At 69.3% G+C, this 18194-nt stretch carries 17 protein-coding genes; 2 read left to right on the forward strand and 15 right to left on the reverse strand.

All coding sequences use genetic code 11. The features are described from left to right. Positions 1–228: 228 nt before the first annotated feature. From rnhB to rpsB, 15 genes are all read right to left on the reverse strand, one after another. The gene (gene rnhB / locus KAH28_RS16100) at positions 229–798 is read right to left on the reverse strand and encodes a ribonuclease HII (protein WP_290578393.1); all 570 of its coding nucleotides are present in this window, start codon (positions 796–798) and stop codon (positions 229–231) included. Beyond that, the gene (gene lpxB, locus KAH28_RS16105; protein ID WP_290578394.1) at positions 795–1934 is read right to left on the reverse strand and encodes a lipid-A-disaccharide synthase; all 1140 of its coding nucleotides are present in this window, start codon (positions 1932–1934) and stop codon (positions 795–797) included. Before lpxB ends, rnhB begins: the two co-directional genes overlap by 4 nt. 9 nt (positions 1935–1943) lie before the next feature. Continuing rightward, positions 1944–2726 carry an acyl-ACP--UDP-N-acetylglucosamine O-acyltransferase gene (lpxA, locus tag KAH28_RS16110; protein WP_290578396.1) on the reverse strand — a complete coding sequence of 261 codons (783 nt, stop codon included), beginning with the start codon at positions 2724–2726 and terminating at the stop codon, positions 1944–1946. After that, on the reverse strand, positions 2723–3199 hold the full coding sequence (gene fabZ / locus KAH28_RS16115) for a 3-hydroxyacyl-ACP dehydratase FabZ (RefSeq protein ID WP_366918219.1): 477 nt from the start codon (positions 3197–3199) through the stop codon (positions 2723–2725). The genes lpxA and fabZ overlap by 4 nt, the downstream gene beginning before the upstream one ends. Beyond that, positions 3180–4238, reverse strand: a complete 1059-nt coding sequence (gene lpxD, locus KAH28_RS16120) for a UDP-3-O-(3-hydroxymyristoyl)glucosamine N-acyltransferase (RefSeq protein WP_290578398.1) — start codon at positions 4236–4238, stop codon at positions 3180–3182. Before lpxD ends, fabZ begins: the two co-directional genes overlap by 20 nt. Before the next feature lie 4 nt (positions 4239–4242). After that, a complete protein-coding gene (locus KAH28_RS16125) occupies positions 4243–4746 on the reverse strand; it encodes an OmpH family outer membrane protein (protein WP_290578400.1) in 504 nt (167 codons plus the stop codon). 34 nt (positions 4747–4780) lie between these two features. Next, complete coding sequence (gene bamA, locus KAH28_RS16130) at positions 4781–7084, reverse strand: outer membrane protein assembly factor BamA (RefSeq protein WP_290578402.1); 2304 nt, start codon at positions 7082–7084, stop codon at positions 4781–4783. Positions 7085–7103: 19 nt separating this feature from the next. Beyond that, positions 7104–8465 carry an RIP metalloprotease RseP gene (gene rseP / locus KAH28_RS16135; protein ID WP_290578404.1) on the reverse strand — a complete coding sequence of 454 codons (1362 nt, stop codon included), beginning with the start codon at positions 8463–8465 and terminating at the stop codon, positions 7104–7106. Next, the gene (locus tag KAH28_RS16140) at positions 8453–9658 is read right to left on the reverse strand and encodes a 1-deoxy-D-xylulose-5-phosphate reductoisomerase (RefSeq protein WP_290578406.1); all 1206 of its coding nucleotides are present in this window, start codon (positions 9656–9658) and stop codon (positions 8453–8455) included. The genes rseP and KAH28_RS16140 overlap by 13 nt, the downstream gene beginning before the upstream one ends. Further along, the gene (locus KAH28_RS16145; RefSeq protein WP_290578408.1) at positions 9655–10473 is read right to left on the reverse strand and encodes a phosphatidate cytidylyltransferase; all 819 of its coding nucleotides are present in this window, start codon (positions 10471–10473) and stop codon (positions 9655–9657) included. The genes KAH28_RS16140 and KAH28_RS16145 overlap by 4 nt, the downstream gene beginning before the upstream one ends. Then, positions 10473–11183, reverse strand: coding sequence for a polyprenyl diphosphate synthase (gene uppS / locus KAH28_RS16150; protein ID WP_290578409.1), 711 nt, complete (start codon positions 11181–11183; stop codon positions 10473–10475). Before uppS ends, KAH28_RS16145 begins: the two co-directional genes overlap by 1 nt. Before the next feature lie 6 nt (positions 11184–11189). Continuing rightward, on the reverse strand, positions 11190–11747 hold the full coding sequence (frr, locus tag KAH28_RS16155) for a ribosome recycling factor (protein ID WP_290578411.1): 558 nt from the start codon (positions 11745–11747) through the stop codon (positions 11190–11192). 24 nt (positions 11748–11771) lie between these two features. Further along, positions 11772–12491 (reverse strand): UMP kinase, encoded by a 720-nt coding sequence (pyrH, locus tag KAH28_RS16160; protein ID WP_290578413.1) that lies wholly within the window; start codon positions 12489–12491, stop codon positions 11772–11774. Positions 12492–12598: 107 nt separating this feature from the next. Then, the gene (gene tsf, locus KAH28_RS16165; RefSeq protein ID WP_290578415.1) at positions 12599–13480 is read right to left on the reverse strand and encodes a translation elongation factor Ts; all 882 of its coding nucleotides are present in this window, start codon (positions 13478–13480) and stop codon (positions 12599–12601) included. After that, the gene (gene rpsB, locus KAH28_RS16170) at positions 13477–14256 is read right to left on the reverse strand and encodes a 30S ribosomal protein S2 (protein WP_290578417.1); all 780 of its coding nucleotides are present in this window, start codon (positions 14254–14256) and stop codon (positions 13477–13479) included. Before rpsB ends, tsf begins: the two co-directional genes overlap by 4 nt. Positions 14257–14461: 205 nt before the next feature. Between rpsB and map the strand changes: the two genes are divergently transcribed. Both map and glnD read left to right on the forward strand, forming a co-directional pair. Further along, positions 14462–15247, forward strand: a complete 786-nt coding sequence (map, locus tag KAH28_RS16175; RefSeq protein ID WP_290578419.1) for a type I methionyl aminopeptidase — start codon at positions 14462–14464, stop codon at positions 15245–15247. A 17-nt stretch (positions 15248–15264) separates the two neighbouring features. Next, positions 15265–17928, forward strand: coding sequence for a [protein-PII] uridylyltransferase (gene glnD, locus KAH28_RS16180; protein ID WP_290578421.1), 2664 nt, complete (start codon positions 15265–15267; stop codon positions 17926–17928). The last annotated feature ends 266 nt before the right edge of the window (positions 17929–18194 follow it).

Genomic DNA, 18194 nt, shown 5'->3' on the forward strand with positions numbered 1-18194 from the left:
CTTCTGCGGGGTGCGCTCTTTTGGCTACTTTTCTGTCGCAAAACAGAAAAGTGGCCCGCGCCGGTCGAGCGGCAACAGCCGGCAGCGCCTTCGCTCCGGCGCGCGGAACCCGGGAGCGCAACCGGGCCCAACTGCGGGGACAGTATACTAATTTCCTGGAGCACGAGGGTTCGGCGCCGACTACGGCGCAATTAGTATACTGTCCCCGCTCGCCGAAGCTGACCGTGGTCATCCCGCGGCCTCCGCCAGACACCGCCGCACCGGCGCGTAGCTCCGCCGGTGCGCCGGGCAGGCGCCGAGCGCGCGCAGGGCGTCGCGGTGCGCGGCAGTGGGATAGCCCTTGTGGAGGGCGAAGCCGTATCCGGGATGCTGCGTGTCGAGATCGCGCATGAGCTGGTCGCGGTGCACCTTGGCGAGGATCGACGCCGCCATGATGGCGGGCTCGATGGCGTCGCCGCCAATGATGGCACGCGCCGGCCAGTCGCCGGGCGGCACCTGCTTGCCGTCCACCAGCACGGCGCTCGGCGGCACGCCCAGCCCCTCCAGCGCGCGCGCCATGGCGAGGAGACTCGCCTGGAGGATGTTGATGCGGTCGATCTCGTCCGGCTCCACCGCGCATACCGCCCACGCCACCGCGCGCTCGCGGATGCTGTCGGCGATCGCGGAGCGCCGCCCCGGCGAGAGCTTCTTGGAATCGGCCAGGCCTTCGACGATCCGGATGTCGTCCAGCACCACGGCTGCCGCGACGACGGGCCCGGCAAGCGCGCCCCGCCCGGCTTCGTCGACACCCGCGATCACGTCCTGCCCGCGATGTCCAGCAGCATGGCGGCCGCCTGCTTGCCGGCGTCGCAGCGCAGCTCGGCGCGCACGGCATCGAACTGCCGCATCTGATAGCGGCGCGCGTCGGGGTCGGCCCACAGCGGTTCGAGCTCGGTGGCGAGCGCTTCGGCGCTGACCTGCTCCTGCAGCAGCTCGGGCACCGTGCGCTCCCGCGTCAGCACGTTGGGCAGCGCGAAGAAGTCGGTGCGCACCAGCCTGAAGAGCCGCAGCAGTCCGATGGTGGCGGCGGACGCTCGGTAGGCCACCACCATCGGGCGTCCGAGCAGCAGCGCCTCCAGCGTGACGGTGCCCGACGCCAGCAGCAGCAGGTCCGAGGCCTGCATGACCTGCCGCGAATCGCCGTCGACCAGCGTCCATTCCAGCCCTGGAGCATCGACCGCGTGCGTGGCGATGGCGTCCCGCAGGCCCTCGTGCGCAACCGGAACCACCGCCCGGATACCCGGGTGGCGCTCGGCCAGGCGCGCCGCCGCGGCCGCGAAATCGGGCATGAGACGGGCGACCTCGCCGTGCCGCGAGCCCGGTAGCACGCCCAGCACCGGCCGCTCGGGATCGAGTCCGAGCGCGGCGCGCGCCTGCCGGGGCGCGGTGCTCGCATCCAGCTCGTCGGCCAGCGGATGGCCGATGTATTCGGCGCGCAGTCCGGTATCGGCGTAGCACGCCGGCTCGAAGGGATAGAGGCAGAGGATGGCGTCGCAGTTGCGCGCGATCTTGAAGCGGCGCCCGGCGCGCCACGCCCAGATGGTCGGGCTGACGACATGCACGCTGCGAAGGCCACACGCGCGCAGCATGCCTTCCAGGCCCAGATTGAAGTCCGGCGCGTCGATGCCCACCACGATGTCGGGCTTCAGCGCGACGATGGCATCCCGCACGGCACGACGGAAGCGGATCAGCCGCGGCAGTTCGCGCGCGATCTCGAAGATGCCCATCAGCGACAGGGCGTTGATGTCGGCGATGCTCTCGCAGCCCGCCGCGCGCATGTGCGGTCCGGTGATGCCGGTCAGCTCGATATCCGGCGCGGCCTCGCGCAGCCCGCGCGCGATCGCGGCGCCGAGCAGGTCGCCGGAGGCCTCACCCGCGAGCAGGACGACCCGCACGGCGACGGATCAGCGCTGCACGGAGCGCTTGGACCGCTCCAGGAAGGCGAGCAGCTGCGCGGCCAGCTCCGAACGCTCGGCCCGCTCCGACAGAAGCTCCCGGACATCGGCCAGCCGCCGGTTCTCGCGGTAGAGCAGCTTGTAGAGCCCCTGGACCTCGCCGATCTGATCGGCCGAGAAGCCCCGGCGGCGCAGGCCCTCCTTGTTGATGCCGCGCGGCGATGCCGGCGAGCCTTCGCTCATGACCCAGGGCGGCACATCGCGCAGGACGATGGAGCCACCGCCGGTGAAGCAGTGCGTGCCCAGCCGGCAGAACTGATGCACCAGCGTGAAGCCACCGAGGATGACGTGATCCTCGATGTCGACGTGCCCGGCCAGCGACGCGCCGTTGGCCAGCACCGTGCCGTTGCCGATGCTGCAGTCGTGCGCCACGTGGACCTGGTTCATCAGCAGATTGTTGCTGCCGATGCGCGTCACGGCCTTGTCCTTCAGCGTGCCGCGCTGGACCGTGACGTATTCGCGGAAGGTGTTGCGATCACCGATCTCGACGCGGGTGTCGTCATCGTCGCGAGCGGTCAGATCCTGCGAGATCTCGCCGACCGAGCAGAACTGGAAGAAGCGGTTGCCCTCGCCCACGCGCATCGGCCCGCGCAGCACGACGTGCGGGCCGACCACGCAGTCGGCGCCGAGCTCGACGCCTGCCCCGATGATGCTGTACGCACCGATCGTGACGCTGTCGTGCAGCTGCGCACCGTCCTCGATGACGGCGGTGGGATGGATGCCCCCGCTCATGCGGCCTTGAGGGCGCAGGTCAGCGTGGCCTCCGCGGCCAGGGTGTCATCCACCGTCGCCCGCGTCTGGAAGCGCCAGATATCGCGGCGGCGCTTGATCATCTCGGACTCCAGCACGAGCTGATCGCCGGGAACCACCGGCCGCTTGAAGCGGGCCCCGTCGATGCCGGCGAAGTAGAGCCGCTGGTCGGGCTCGCGCGCGCGCTCGAACTCGGTACGGATGGCGAGGATGCCGCTGATCTGTGCCAGCGCCTCGAGGATCAGCACGCCCGGCATGATCGGCGCATCCGGGAAATGTCCGGTGAAGAAGGGCTCGTTGATGGTGACGTTCTTGAGCCCGCGCACCCGTCCGCCGGGCTCGCACGCCGTCACGCGATCGAGCAGCGCGAACGGATAGCGATGCGGCAGCAGCCGCATGATCTCGTTGATATCGATGATCCCCGATTCCACCTGGTCATTCTCCCCTGTCGTCATCGGCCTGCGCATTATCGCCTTCCAGCCGCGCCACGCGCGTCTCGAGGCGATCCAGACGGCGCAGGCGCTTGACCTGGCCGTGCCACACCCGCGCCGGCTCCACCGGCCAGCCGGAACCGTACTGGCCGGGTTCGGTGATCGAGCGCGTCACCATGGTGAAGCCCAGCACGATCACGCCGTCGCAGATGCTGACGTGGCCGTTCACGCCGGCACCGCCGCCGATCAGGCAGTTGGCGCCGATGCGGGTACTGCCGGCGATTGCCGCACAGCCGGCGATGGCGGTGTTGCGGCCGATGCGCACGTTGTGCGCGATCTGCACGAGATTGTCGATCCTGACGCCGTCCTCGATGACGGTGTCCTCGATGGCGCCGCGATCGACGGCGCTGTTGGCGCCGATCTCCACGTCGTCGCCGATGCGGACGCTGCCGAGCTGCGGCACATCCTCCCAGCCCTGCGGTCCGCGCGCCAGCCCGAAGCCGCGAGCGCCGACCACGACGCCGGGATGCAGCCGGCAGCGCGCACCGACCGAGACCCGGTCACCGATATGAACGTTGCCCACCAGCTCGCTGCCCGACCCGATGCTCGCCCCGGCACCCACGACGCAGTTGGGACCGATCACGACATCGGCACCGATGCTGGCGCCGGGCCCGATGACCGCATTCGGGCCGAGTCGCGCGCCGGCATCGACCGAAGCGTCGCCCGCGATCACCGCGCTGGGGTGCTGCTGTGCCCCGAAGGCGGTCGGCGCCGGCTCGAACAGCCGCGCCACGCGCGCGAACGCCAGGTACGGGTCGGGCGCGACCAGCGCGTTGCCGTCGTGCCGACCGGCGTCGCGCGCGCCGACGATGACCGCCGACGCGCGCGTGTCCGCGAGCTGTGCCCGGTAGCGCGGGTTCGCGAGGAAGCCGATATGCCCCTCGCGGCCCGGGTCGAGCGTGCAGACGCCCTCGATGCGGCAGTCGGGATCGCCCCTCAGCTCGAGGTCGAAACGCTCGGCGATATCACCGAGCCGATGCGCGACCTGGGCCGGAACGCCCACCGCCTCAGTCGTCGCTCTGCTGGAGCTTCTTGAGGACGGCGTCGGTGAGGTCGAGTTCCGGCGCGGCATAGACCGGATCCGGCACGATCAGATCGAGTCCGCGCTCGCGCGCGACATCCTCGATCTCGTCGCGGATCTTGCCCATCATTTCCTGGTAGAGCTCGCGCTCGCGGTTGGAGACGTCCTCGCGGAACCGACGCTGCTTGAGCTGGAAGTCGTTCTGCCGCGTACTGAGCTCCTGCTCCTTCTGGGTGCGGTCCTCGGCGGACATCAGATCGGCTTCCTGCTGGAAGGTCTGGATGTCCTCCTGGAGCTGCTGCGCCTCCTCCTGGAGCTCGCTGGCGCGCGACTCGAAATCGCTGCGCATGCGTGCCTCGGCCTTCTCGTACTGCGGCGACTTCTGCACCAGTTCCTGCGCGCGCACGGTCCCGATCTCGATGGCAGCCGCCATGCCCGGGGTCAGCGCCAGCAGGAGCGCGGAAAGGGGAATCAGCTTTCTGTACATCATGGAGTTCGGTGTCGTCCTCAAGGCTGTGGGGAATCTAGAAGCCGGTGCCGAAGTTGATCTGGAACCGGTCGGTTTCGTCGCCGGGCTCGTCGTTCAGCGGGAACCCGTAGCTCAGGTTGAGAATACCCAAAAACGGCGTGAACCAGCGGAACGCCACGCCGGCGCTCTGGCGAAGCTCGTTGGCCTCGAAATCGCCCGGCTCCTCGAACACGTTGCCGATGTCGAAGAACAGCGAGAAGCGCGTCGACTGCCCGTCGGCCTCGAAGGGCAGCGGCACGATGAGCTCGGTCTGCGAGGTCGTGCGCAGCTTGCCGCCGAAGGGATTGTCGAACGGCGTGTCGCGCGGGCCGAGGGTGCCGTCGCGGTAGCCGCGCACCGTGCGCGTGCCGCCCGCGAAGTAGTTCTCGTACGGCGGCACGGTGTCCTCGTTGCCGTAGGTGTCGACATAGCCCACCGAGGTGTTGATCTGCGCGATGAAGCCGAACAGCAGCGGCAGGTGGTGCTGCGTGGTCAGACTGGTGCTGAAGTAGCGCAGATCCGATCCGGGCAGCACGATGTCGGCATTCAGGCGGATGAGATTGCCGCGCGTCACGAAGATGGTGCGGTTGCGGGTATCGCGCGCGATGCCGGTGCGCAGCTGCCAGGCGGTGAAGCGCTTGCCGTTCTCCGACACGAAGTCGATGACCTCGTCGCTGGTCTGCCCCGCGAAGGTTTCGATGGAGGTCTCGGAAACGCCCACGCCGGCGCGCAGCGTGGAGTACTCGGAAATCGGGATGCCGTAGGTCAGGTCGCCGCCGAGCACGTTGCTGGAGAAGCCCGAGCTGAAGCGGATGATGCGGTCCGACTTGCGGAAGTAGCCGCTGATGGTCTGGCTGATGCCGTCCTCGGTGAAGTACGGATCGCTCCAGCTGAGGCTCACCTGCTGCGAGAAGGTGTTGTTCTCGAGGTTGACCGACACCCGGTTGCCGGTACCCAGGAAGTTGGCGTGCGTGACCGAGCCCGAGACCAGGAAGCCGTCCGCGCCCGAGAAGCCGACGCCGACCTGCACCGAGCCCGGCGGGCGCTCCTTGACCGTGAATACGACGTCGACGAGGTCGTCCGTACCCGGTACCGGTTGCGTATCGACCTCGGTCGATTCGATGAACGAGAGGCGGTCGATGCGCACGCGCGAGCGTTCCACTGCCGACTGCGAGAACGGCGCCGCCTCGAGCTGGCGCAGCTCGCGGCGCAGGGTTTCGTCGTTGGTGCCGGTGTTGCCCCGGAAGCGGATCTGGCGGACATAGGTGCGCTTCTTCGGGTCCACCACGTAGTTGATGGTGATCTTGCGGTCCTCGCCCTCGACCGGCTCCGGCACCGGCTGCACCTCGGCGAAGGCGAAGCCGACGTTGGCCAGCGCCGCCTCGATGCGATCGCTGCTCTCGGTGGCCAGGCGGCGCGAGAAGGTGTCGCCCGCCTCGGTGGTCACCATCGCGTTGAGGAACTGCTCGTTGAGTACCGTCTCGCCGGTGAAGCGGGTGCCGGCGACCGAGTAGACCTCGCCCTCGTCGACGGTGATGGTCACGTAGATGTCGCGCTTGTCCGGCGACAACTGGACCTGGACGTCCTCGATGGTGAAGCGGAGGTAGCCGCGGTCCTGGTAGTACGAGGTGAGCGTTTCCAGGTCGCCGCCGAGTTGCTGCTTGGAGTACTGGTCGCTGCGCTGGAACGGCATCCAGTTGGTTTCCTGCAGCTTGAGCTCGTCGCGCAGCGTGTCGTCGTCGAAGACTTCGTTGCCGACGATGTTGATCGACTTGATGGTGGCGGACTCGCCCTCGACGACGTCGATGCGGATGCCGACACGGTTGTTGGGCAGCTCGTCGACCACGGATTCGATGTCGACGTCGTAGAAGCCGTTGGCGAAGTACTGCCGGCGCAGCTCGAGCGAGACCTGGTCGAGGATCGACTGCTTGAAGACCTCGCCCTCGGACAGCCCCAGCGAGCGCATCGACTCCATCAACTCGTCGCCGCCGATCTTCTCGTTGCCCTCGATCTCGAAGGAGGCGATCTGCGGTCGCTCGGTCACCCGGACCACCAGCGCGCCGCCGTCGCGGAGTAGCTGGACGTCCGCGAACAGACCGCTGTCGTACACCGACCGGATCGACTGCTGCGCGGTCTGCTCGTTGAGCTCGTCGCCCACCACCAGCGGCAGATAGCTGAGCACCGTGCCTTCCTCGAGCCGGGACAGCCCCTCCACGCGAATGTCATCGATGATGAAGCGTTCGGCCGCGGTCGCGGTGGCGCAGCACAGCACGAGCAACAACACGGCGGCGCGCCAACCAGCGGTGGCAAATCGGATCATCAGGTTCTCTCGTTTTTTACTAGCCGAACAGACGCGACAGATCGTTGTAGAAGGCCAACCCCATCAGCCCCGCCAGCATCAGCAGGCCCAGCTGCTGACCCAGGATCTGGGTGCGCTCCGAGACGGGTGACCCCTTGATGGCTTCGACGAGGTAGTACAAAAGATGCCCCCCGTCCAGCATGGGGACGGGCAGCAGATTGAGCACACCCAGACTGACACTGATCAGCGCCAGAAAGCCGAGGTAGGTCACCAGCCCGGCAGCCGCCGTGTACCCGGCGTACTGCGCGATCTGGAGCGGCCCGCTGATGTTGTCCACGGACACGTCGCCGACGATCATGCGCCCCATCATGCGCAGGGTCAGCCACGCAACGGATACGGTTTCGCCGACGCCGGAGACCGCGGCCTCCATGACGCCTTCTCTATGTATCGTGCGGAAATCCTGCCACAAATCAGCAGGAACATCGACCCGCGCGCCCAGTCGACCGACCTGTTCCCCGCCATCAATGGCGCTGCCCACGGTGAGCTCCCGCGTCAATTGCTCGCCGCCGCGCTCGACGGTGAGCACGGTCTGCTCACCGGGATGCGCCCGCAGCCATTCCACCAGCGCGCGCCAGCTGGCCATCGGCTCGCCGTCCAGCGCGACGATGAGATCCCCCGCCTGCAGGCCGGCGGCGGCCGCCGGCTCGCCCGGAACCACCTCGGCGATGCGCGGCGGGATCTCGGGTCGATAGAGCCCGAGCCCGAGCGTCTCGAACATCGGCTCCGGGTCGACCGGCACGCCGGCAGTGTCGATGGCGATCTCGCGGCTGCCGCCGCCCGGCTCGGTCATGCGCAGGCGCAGCGTGTCCGCCGCCATCGCCTGATCGAGCAGCGCCATGCGCGCGCTGGTCCAGGTCGGCGTGGCCTCGCCGTTGACCGCGTCGATCTCGGAGCCGCCCACCGCACCGGCCTCGGCGAGCAGGCTCCCCGCGGGCGGCGCGTCGATCACCGGGCGCATGTCGGGCACGCCGATCACGTAGGTGGCCCAGTAGAACACCGCGGCGAGCACGAAGTTGAACACCGGACCGGCCGCGACGATGGCGCTGCGCTGGGCCAGCGACTTGCGGTTGAAGGCCTGATCCTGCAGCTCGTCCGGGATCGGCTCCTCGGACTCGCGCTCGTCCAGCATCTTGACGTAGCCCCCGAGCGGAATCGCCGCCAGCACCAGCTCGGTGCCGTTGGCGAGGTTGCGCCGCCACAGCGGCCGGCCGAAGCCCACCGAGAAGCGCAGGACCTTGACGCCGCAGCGCCGTGCGACCCAGTAGTGCCCGAACTCGTGAAAGGTCACGAGCACGCCGATGGCGACGATGAAACCGAATACCGACCAGATCACGCTTGACATGTAGTGCCCTTGCTTCCCGATACCGCGGCGCGCGCATTGTCGCGCGCCCAGTCATCCATGCGCAGGACCGCGTCCAGCTCCGTGGCCGCGGGCAGCGTCCCGCCGGCCGCGCGATCGAGCACCGAGGCGATCACCTCGCTGATCTGCCCGAAGGCCAGACGCCCGGCGAGAAACGCTTCGACCGCAACCTCGTTGGCGGCGTTCAATACCGTCGGCGCGGTGGCGCCCTGCGCGATCGCGGCACGAGCCAGGCCGAGACACGGGAAGCGCGTTTCGTCGGCCGGCTCGAAGGTCAGGTCCCCGGCCGCGACCAGATCGAGCATGCGCGCACCCGACGGCATGCGCTCCGGGTGCCCCAGCGCGTGGGCCAGCGGAATCTTCATGTCCGGCGCGCCGAGCTGCGCCAGCAGCGAGCCGTCGCGGTAGGCGACCAGCGAGTGCACCACGCTCTGCGGATGCACCACCACCTCGATGGCCTCGTGCGGCATGGCGAAGAGCCAGTGCGCCTCGATGACCTCCAGGCCCTTGTTCATCATGCTGGCCGAGTCGACCGAGATCTTGGCGCCCATCTGCCAGTTGGGATGCGCCACCGCCTGCTCGGGAGTGGCCGTGCGCATGGCCTCGGTGCTCCAGGTGCGGAAGGGCCCGCCGGATGCGGTCAGGACCAGCTTCTCGACACCCTCCGGCGTGCGCCCGCACACATAGCCGGCGGGCAGGCACTGGTAGATGGCGTTGTGCTCGCTGTCCACCGGCACGATCTCGGCCCCGCTCGCCAGCGCCTCGGCCAGGAAGAGCTCACCGGCCATCACCAGCGGCTCCTTGTTGGCGACCAGGACGCGCTTGCCCGCCCGCACCGCCGACAGCGTCGGCAGCAGCCCGGCGGCGCCCACGATCGCGGACAGCACCGAGGCCACGCGCGCGTCGGCCGCCACCTCGGCGAGCGCGTCGGTGCCGCCGGTCACCGCAATGCCGGTGCCGGACAGCGCGTCGCGCAGCGCATCGATGGCGGTCGCATCGGCCACCACGGCGACGCGCGGACGGTACCGCCGGCAGAGCTCGGCGAGCGCGGCCACGTCGCGATGGGCGGTCAGCGCGTGCAGCGGCTGCGGTGCGGACTGCGCGTCGAGCACCTCCAGCGCGCTGCGCCCCACCGATCCGGTGGCGCCGAGAATGACGAGGTCCGTCCCGCTCACAGCAGCCAGTACAGCCCCAGCGCGAACAGCGGTGCCACCGCGAGCAGGCTGTCGACCCGATCGAGCACGCCGCCGTGTCCGGGCAGCAGCGCGCCCGAGTCCTTGATGCCGGCCACGCGCTTGAATGCGCTCTCGACCAGATCGCCGAGGATCGACACCAGCACGCACACCACCGCCAGCAGCGCGAACAACGCCAGGCCGGCGCCGGACACCGGCAGCCACAGCGCCGCGACCGGCAGCACCACGGCGAGCGCGACCACCGCCCCGCCCCACGCGCCCTCGCGCGTCTTGCCCGGACTGACGCTGGGCGCCAGCTTGTTGCGCCCCCAGGCGCGCCCCGCGAAGTAGGCGCCGACATCGGCGCCCCAAACGATGGCGAAGAGCGTGCCCAGCGCCACCAGGCCGCCGGCACCGTCGACCAGCGTGCTCAGCGCCAGCGGCACCGGCACGATCATCGCCACGCCGGCCGTCTGCCGCGCGCGCGCGCCGAATCGCGCGATCTCCAGGCTGGCGGGGAAGCCGCGCAGCAGCCAGAAGCTCAGCAGCCACCACAGCACGCCCACCATCCAGATCAGCGGCGCCAGCCGGTACTCGACCTGCGCGAACCATGCCGCACCCAGCAGCGCCCCGATCAGCAGTGTGTAGCGCGCGCGCTCCGGGCGCGACGGCAGACCGGCGATGCCCGCCCACTCCCACGCCGCGCCCAGCGCCACCAGGCAGAAGACCCCGTACAGCCATCCGCCGTCGAGCCAGAAGAGCGCCGCCCCGAGCAGCACCAGCAGTACCGCGGCGGTGACGATGCGCTGCCCCAGCATCAGGCCTCGGCCACCATGCCGAAGCGCCGCTGGCGCTGGGCGTACCAGGTCAGGGCCTGATCGAGATCGTCGGCGTCGAAATCCGGCCACAGGGTCTCGACGAAGCGCAGCTCCGCGTAGGCCAGCTGCCAGAGCATGAAGTTGCTGATGCGGTACTCGCCGCCGGTGCGGATGAGCAGATCGGGCGGCGGGAAATCGGCCGTGCTCAGGCGCTCGGAGAGGCTCTCGTGATCAATGGGCACGCCGTCGCGGCGCGCGCACTCGGCGGCGTGGCAGATGTCCCACTGGCCGCCGTAACCCAGCGCCACCAGCAGCTGCAGGCCGTTGTTGCCGGCGGTCAGCGACTCCACGCCCTCCATCTCGCGGCGCAGCGACGCCGGAAAGGCCTCGCGGCTGCCGATGAAACGCATGCGCACATTGTTGCTGCGCAGCCCCTCGGCCTCGCGGCGCAGGGTGCGTCCGAACAGGTGGATGAGCATGCGCACTTCGCGCTCGGGCCGGCGCCAGTTCTCCTGGCTGAAGGCGAACAGGCTGAGCACCGGCACATCGCGCTCGCTGGCGGCGCGCACGACGCGCCGTGCCGCCTGCACGCCCAGCCGGTGGCCGAGCGCCCGCGGCCGGCCACGCGCCGCCGCCCAGCGCCCGTTGCCATCCATGATGATGGCGACGTGCCGGGGCTTGGTGCTCGCTTCTGGGGCTGGGGCCGGCATCGCGGGTCAGACGGAAAGGATTTCCTTCTCCTTGGCCGCCATGTGTTCCTCGATGGTCGCGATATGGGTGTCGGTGAGCTTCTGGATCTCGACCTCCGCGCGCTTCTCGTCGTCGTCGCTGATCTCCTTCTCCTTGACCAGTTCCTTGACCGACTGGTTCGCGTCGCGGCGGACATTGCGCACCGCCACCTTGGCATTCTCGGCCTCGTGGCGCACGACCTTGGCGAGGTCCTTGCGGCGCTCCTCGGTGAGCGGCGGCAGCGTGATGCGGATCACCGTGCCGGCGGTGTTGGGCGTGAGGCCGAGGTCGGAGTTGATGATGGCCTTCTCGACCACCGACACCATCGACTTCTCCCAGGCGGTGATGCTGATGGTGCGGGCATCCTCCACCGTGACGTTGGCCGCCTGCGAGACCGGCACCTCGGCGCCGTAGTACTCGACCCGGACGTGGTCGAGCAGCGAGGCGTGGGCCCGGCCGGTGCGGAGCTTGGCGTACTCGGTGTCGAGCACCTCGATGGCCCGCTTCATGCGGTGGTTCGCGTCCTTCTTGATGTCTTCGATCATGGGATTGGCGCCTTCAATAGCGGTTCACAGGACGATGGTTCCGATCGACGTGTCGCCGCCGGCTATGCGGGCGAGCGCGCCGGACTGCGTCATGTCGTAGACGCACAGCGGCAGTCGGTGGTCGCGGCACAGCACGATGGCGGTCTGGTCCATGACGCCGAGACGCCGGTCGAGCACCTCGTCGTAGGTCAGCCGGTCGTAGCGCTCGGCATCGGCATCCTTGGTGGGATCGGCCGAGTAGATGCCGTCCACCTTGGTGGCCTTCATCATGAGCTGGGCGTCGATCTCGATGGCGCGCAGCGCCGCCGCCGAATCGGTGGTGAAGAAGGGATTGCCGGTACCGGCCGCGAACACCACGATGCGCCCCTTCTCGAGATGGCGCACCGCGCGGCGGCGGATGTAGTCCTCGCACACCTGGTTGATGCGCACCGCGGACATCACCCGGCAGACCGCGCCCTGCTTCTCCAGCGCATCCTGCAGCGCGAGCGCGTTCATGACCGTGGCGAGCATGCCCATCTGGTCGGCGGTGACGCGCTGGATGCCGCCGCGGGCCAGTCCCTCGCCGCGGAAGATGTTGCCGCCGCCGATGACCACGGCCACCTCGACGCCGCTCTCGACCACCGCGATCAGCTCGCTGGCGATCTGCCCGATCACCGGTGACGAGATGCCGTACTCCAGCTCCCCCATCAGGGCCTCACCGGACAGCTTGACGAGAATGCGCCGATAGGCTGAGGAGGACGACATCGAGAGGCTCCGGCAAGATCACGAACTGCGGCGCGGACCCCGCGCCGGATGGGGCGACACGGCTGCATCGCCGCACGGCCCGGACGGGCCGCGCGGCGGCGCAAAGTCTAGCCCATCGTCGCCTGCGCGGTGGCCCGCACCTCGCTGGCGAAGTCGGTCTCCTGCTTCTCGATGCCCTCGCCGACCTCGAAGCGCACGTAGCGCGCGACCCTGGCGCCCTTGTCCTTCAGGAGCTTCTCGACGGTGGTGTCGGGATCCTTGACGAAGGGCTGGCCGTAGAGCGTGATCTCGGCGAGATACTTGCGCAGGCGGCCCTCGATCATCTTCTCGATGATGTCGGCCGGCTTGCCGCTGTCGGCGGCCTGCGCCATGAGGATCTGCTTCTCGGCCTCGCGCACGTCCGCGGGCACGTCGTCGGCGCTGCGGTACTGCGGGTTGCTCGCGGCGATGTGCATGGCCAGATCCTTGGCCAGCTGCGCGTCGTCGCTGCCTTCCAGCGCCACCACGGTGCCGATGCGGGCGCCGTGCTGGTAGTAGGCCATGGCGCCGCCGGCGCTATCCACCACCTCGAAACGGCGCAGGTTCATGTTCTCGCCGATCTTCGCGACCAGCGCCTTGCGCTGGGTCTCGAAGTCGCCGTTGCCGTCGTCGTAGGTGAGCAGTGCATTGACGTCGGCCGGACGCTGCTCCAGCGCGGTCTTCGCCGCGCTGTTGGCGAGCGCGACGAACTCGTCGTTCTTGGCGACGAAGTCGGTCTCGCTGTTGAACTCGAGCATGGCGATGCCGGTGTCGTTCTCGGCGACGACGATGATGCCGTCGGCCGCGACCCGCGAGGCCTTCTTGTCGGCCTTGGCCATGCCGTCCTTGCGCATCTGCTCGATGGCGGCGTCGACGTCGCCGTCGACGGCCTGCAGGGCCTTCTTGCAGTCCATCATCGCGGCGCCGGTGCGCTCGCGGAGTTCCTTCACCATTGCGGCGGTGATGCTCATGCGGAGGCCTCCTGGGAATCGGCGGAAGCTTCGTCGGCGGTCGCGGCGGCGGCCATCTGCTGCTCGGCGTCGCGCGCGCCGCCACCGACCGTGTTGGCGCCCTTGGCGTCGATCACGGCGTCGGCGATGCACTGGGCATAGAACTTGATGGCGCGGGTGGCGTCATCGTTGCCCGGAATGACGCTGTCGATGCCCTCGGGGCTGTTGTTGCTGTCGACCACGGCGATGATGCGGATGCCCAGCTTGCGGGCCTCCTTCACGGCGATGTCCTCGTAACCGGTGTCGATCACGAAGAGGCAGTCCGGCAGGCTGCTCATGTGCTTGATGCCGCCGAGCGAGCGCTGGAGCTTGGCGAGGTCGCGCTGGAACTCGAGCTGCTCCTTCTTGGGCAGCTTGTTGATCGAGCCGTCCTCGACCTGCTTCTCCATCTCGATCAGCCGCGCGGTGGACTGCTTGACCGTCTTGAAGTTGGTCAGCGCGCCGCCCAGCCAGCGCTGGTTGATGTACGGCATCCCGCAGCGGTTGGCTTCCTGCTCGATGACATCGCGCGCGGCGCGCTTGGTGCCGACGAAGAGGATGTTGCCGCCGTTGGCCGCCAGACGCCCGGCGTAGTTGCAGGCGTCCTTGAGCATCGGCAGCGTGTGCTCGAGATTGATGATGTGCACCTTGTTGCGGTGCCCGAAGATGTACGCATCCATCTTGGGGTTCCAGTACCGCGTGCGGTGCCCGAAATGCGCGCCCACTTCCAGCAGCTGGCGCATGGTGATATCGGCCATGTTGACTCCTTGGGTTTTTCGGCAGATCGCGCGCCGCGTAAGAGGCCGGCGGCCCACCCAAGCCGGTCGCGCGAATGGAATTACGCCGCCGCTGCCATCCGTACGGACGGTGCCGGCCACGCCCCTGAACGGCACGCGTGCTGCATTGCCAAACGGGGGCGCGCTTTATACCATGCCGCGCCCTTTGCCAACAACGCCGGCACGCATGGCCATTACCACCAAGAATGCCGAGGATCTCGAGGGCATGCGCGCCGCCTGCCAAGCTGCCGCCAGCGTCCTCCAGTACCTCGAACCCCACGTCAAGCCGGGGATCACCACCGGCGAGCTCGACGACCTCGCCCGCGAGTACGTGCTCGGGCCCCTCGGCTGCACCTCGGCCACCATCGGCTACACCGCCGGCAACAGCCGCCCGCCCTTCCCCGGCGCCATCTGCACCTCGGTGAATCACGTGGTGTGCCACGGCATTCCGGGCGCCAAGAAGCTGAAGCGCGGCGACATCGTGAACATCGACGTCACCGTCATCAACAAGGACGGCTGGCACGGCGACACCTCGCGGATGTACTACGTCGGCGAGCCCACCGTGCTCGGCCGCCGCCTGGCCGAGACCGCCCACGCCGCCATGGTGGCGGGCATCGAGCAGGTCCGCCCCGGGGCACGCCTCGGCGACATCGGCCACGCCGTCCAGCAGGTCGCCGAAGGCGCCGGCTTCTCGGTGGTGCGCGAATACTGCGGCCACGGCATCGGCCGCGGCTTCCACGAGGACCCGCAGGTGCTGCACTACGGCAAGCCCGGCACCGGGCAGGAGCTCAAGGCGGGCATGACCTTCACCATCGAGCCCATGGTCAACGCCGGCGCGCCCGGCACGCGCGAGCTGCCCGACGGCTGGACCGTGGTCACGCGCGACCACTCGCTGTCGGCGCAGTGGGAGCACACCATCGCCGTCACCGAAAGCGGGTACGAGGTGCTGACATTGCGTGACGGGCAGGTATAAAGGCGCACAATAGCCGCATGGAAATCAGCGAAGCCAGCGCCGAGACCGAAGCCACCTTCGGCGCGAACAGCATCGCGCGCCGCCTGCGCGGCAGCGACGACGGGCGCGTGGCGCGCTTCCGCGACACGCTGCGCTGGGGCAGCGAGCGCCTCATGGCGCTGTTCCACGAGGGCGCGCCGGCGGACAGCCTGGTGCACGCCCGCGCCCAGCTGGTCGACGAGGTGCTGCGCGCGGCGTGGCAGGCGCACGTCGGTGACAGCGACGGGCTCGCCCTGCTGGCGGTCGGCGGCTACGGCCGCGCCGAGCTGCTGCCGCATTCGGACATCGATCTGCTGGTACTGCACAGCGACGGCGAGCTCGAGCCGCACCGCGGCGCGGTCGAGCAGCTCATGGCCTTCCTCTGGGACATCGGCCTGGAGGTGGGGGCGTCCGTGCGCAGCCCGGGCGACTGCCGCGAGCTGGCGCGCGACGACCTGAGCATCTTCACCACGCTCACCGAGCACCGCCTGCTGGCGGGCAACCCCGCCCTGGTCGAAACGCTGGAGCAGGAGCTCGGCCCCGACAGGGTCTGGCCCAGCGACGCCTTCTTCCGCGCCAAGCTCGACGAGCAGGCCGCGCGCCACGCCAAGTTCGACGACACCGGCTACAAGCTCGAGCCCAACGTCAAGGAGAGCCCCGGCGGCCTGCGCGACATCCAGACCGTGGCCTGGGTGGCCAAGCGCCACTTCGGCGCCCGCACCCTCGCCGACCTGCGCGAGCGCGGCTTCCTGTCCAAGCAGGAATGCGACGAGCTCTATGCCGGGCAGGACTTCCTGTGGCGGGTGCGCTTCGCGCTGCACATGCTGACCGGCCGCGAGGAGGACCGCCTGCTGTTCGACCACCAGGTGCGGGTGGCGAAGCTGTTCGGCTATGTCGATGCCGATGCCTCGCTCGCGGTGGAACAGTTCATGCAGCTGTACTACCGCACCATCAAGATGCTGACCTGCCTGAACGACATGCTGCTGCAGCTGTTCGAGCAGGCCATCCTGGGCGACCCCGAGGCCATCGACCCGGAGCCCATCAACGCCCGCTTCTGCATCCGCGGCGGCTCCATCGAGGCGCGCCAGGACAGCGTCTTCCGCGAGCACCCCTGGGCGCTGATCGAGATCTTCGTGCTGCTGCAGCGCCATCCCGAGGTGCAGGGCATCAGCGCCGGCACGCTGCGCCTGATCCGCCGCGACCGGCGGCTGGTGGACGAGGGCCTGCGCGAGACCGTGCACGCCCGCGAGCTGTTCATCACCATGTTCCGCGAGGGCCGCGGCCTGACGCGCGCGCTGCGCCGCATGAACCGCTACGGCGTGCTGGGCCGCTATCTGCCGTCCTTCGGCCGGGTCATCGGCCACATGCAGTACGACCTCTTCCACACCCTGACCGTGGACGAGCACACCCTCTACGTGGTGCGCAACCTGCGCCGCATGGCCATGCAGCGCTTCCGCGAGGAACTGCCCTTCGCGCACAAGGTCATGCAGCGCGTGCCGCGGCGCGACCTGCTGTACCTCTCCGGCCTGTTCCACGACATCGGCAAGGGCCAGGGCGGCGACCACTCCACGCTCGGCGCCGAGACCGCGCGCCGCTTCTGCCTGGAACACGGCCTGTCGCACGCCGACGCCGAGCTGGTGGACTGGCTGGTGCGCAATCACCTGCTGATGTCGCTGACCGCCCAGCGTCAGGACATCTCGGACCCCGAGATCGTCAACGACTTCGCCCAGAAGGTGGGTTCGCGCGCGCGGCTGGACTACCTCTTCCTGCTGACCTGCGCCGACATCCGCGCCACCAACCCCAAGCTCTGGAACAGCTGGCGCAAGGCGCTGCTCGAGGAGCTCTACCGCGCCACCGCGGCGGCCTTCGACCGCGGCACCGAGAATCCGCAGGACACCCGCGAGGTGGTGCGCGAGCGCCGCGAGCAGGCGCTGGCGGCTTCCGGCATCCCGCCCGAGCGCGCCGAGTCGGTATGGAAGCGGTTCGATGCCGACTACTTCATGCGCCACACCCCGGACGAGCTCGCCTGGCACCTGCCCGCGCTGCTCGGCGCCGAGAGCGGCGGCACGCTGGCGCTGGTCGACGACGTCGCCGAGCGCGGCACCACGGTGTTCGTCTACACCCGCGACCGCGACCTGCTGTTCGCGGTCACCACCGGCGTGCTCGCGCAGCTCGGCCTGACCATCCTGGACGCCCGCCTGAACACCACCGCCGACGGCTACGCGCTGGACTCCTACGTCGTGGTCGAGGGCGATGGCGGCGCCATCGACAGCGACCAGCGCCGCGACGAGATCCGCAGCGCGCTGCAGTCCAAGCTGACCGGGCCAGAGCTGCACAGCGTGCGCGTGTCGCAGCGCCCCTCGCGCCAGCTGCGCCACTTCAACACGCCGACGGTGGCGCACCACTACCAGGACGACGGCCGCGACCGCACCGTCATCGAGCTGGTCAGCGCCGACCGCCCCGGCCTGCTCTCGCGGGTGGGCGAAGTCTTCGCCGACCACGGCGTGCGCCTCGACGCCGCGAAGATCGCCACCATCGGCGAGCGCGCCGAGGACATCTTCTACATCACCGACGCCAGCCAGCGCCCGGTCGAGGACGAGACGCGACTGGAGGCGCTCTGCGCCGCGCTGGTCGAGCGCCTCAAGGACAGCGGCGACGGCTGACCGGCGTCGCCGCCACCACTCTGCGTACCCCGACCATGTCCAGCGCTCAGCCAAGGGAAGACGGCCCCGCTTCCAACCCCGGGAGCGAAGGTGTGATGAGGCCGTGTCGGCGCAAGCCGGCCGGGTGCGCCGCGCATGCGCGCCCCCTCATCCCCGCCCCTTCTCCCCGGCGGGGAGAAGGGAGCAACCACGGCTCGCGCGGCTTCGGCGTGTGCGGGCCGAGGCAGAGACATGATGGGACTGCCCTCTCCCCCGCCCTCGGGGGA

Origin of the sequence: Algiphilus sp., assembly GCF_023145115.1 — a bacterium.
GTDB lineage: Bacteria > Pseudomonadota > Gammaproteobacteria > Nevskiales > Nevskiaceae > Algiphilus.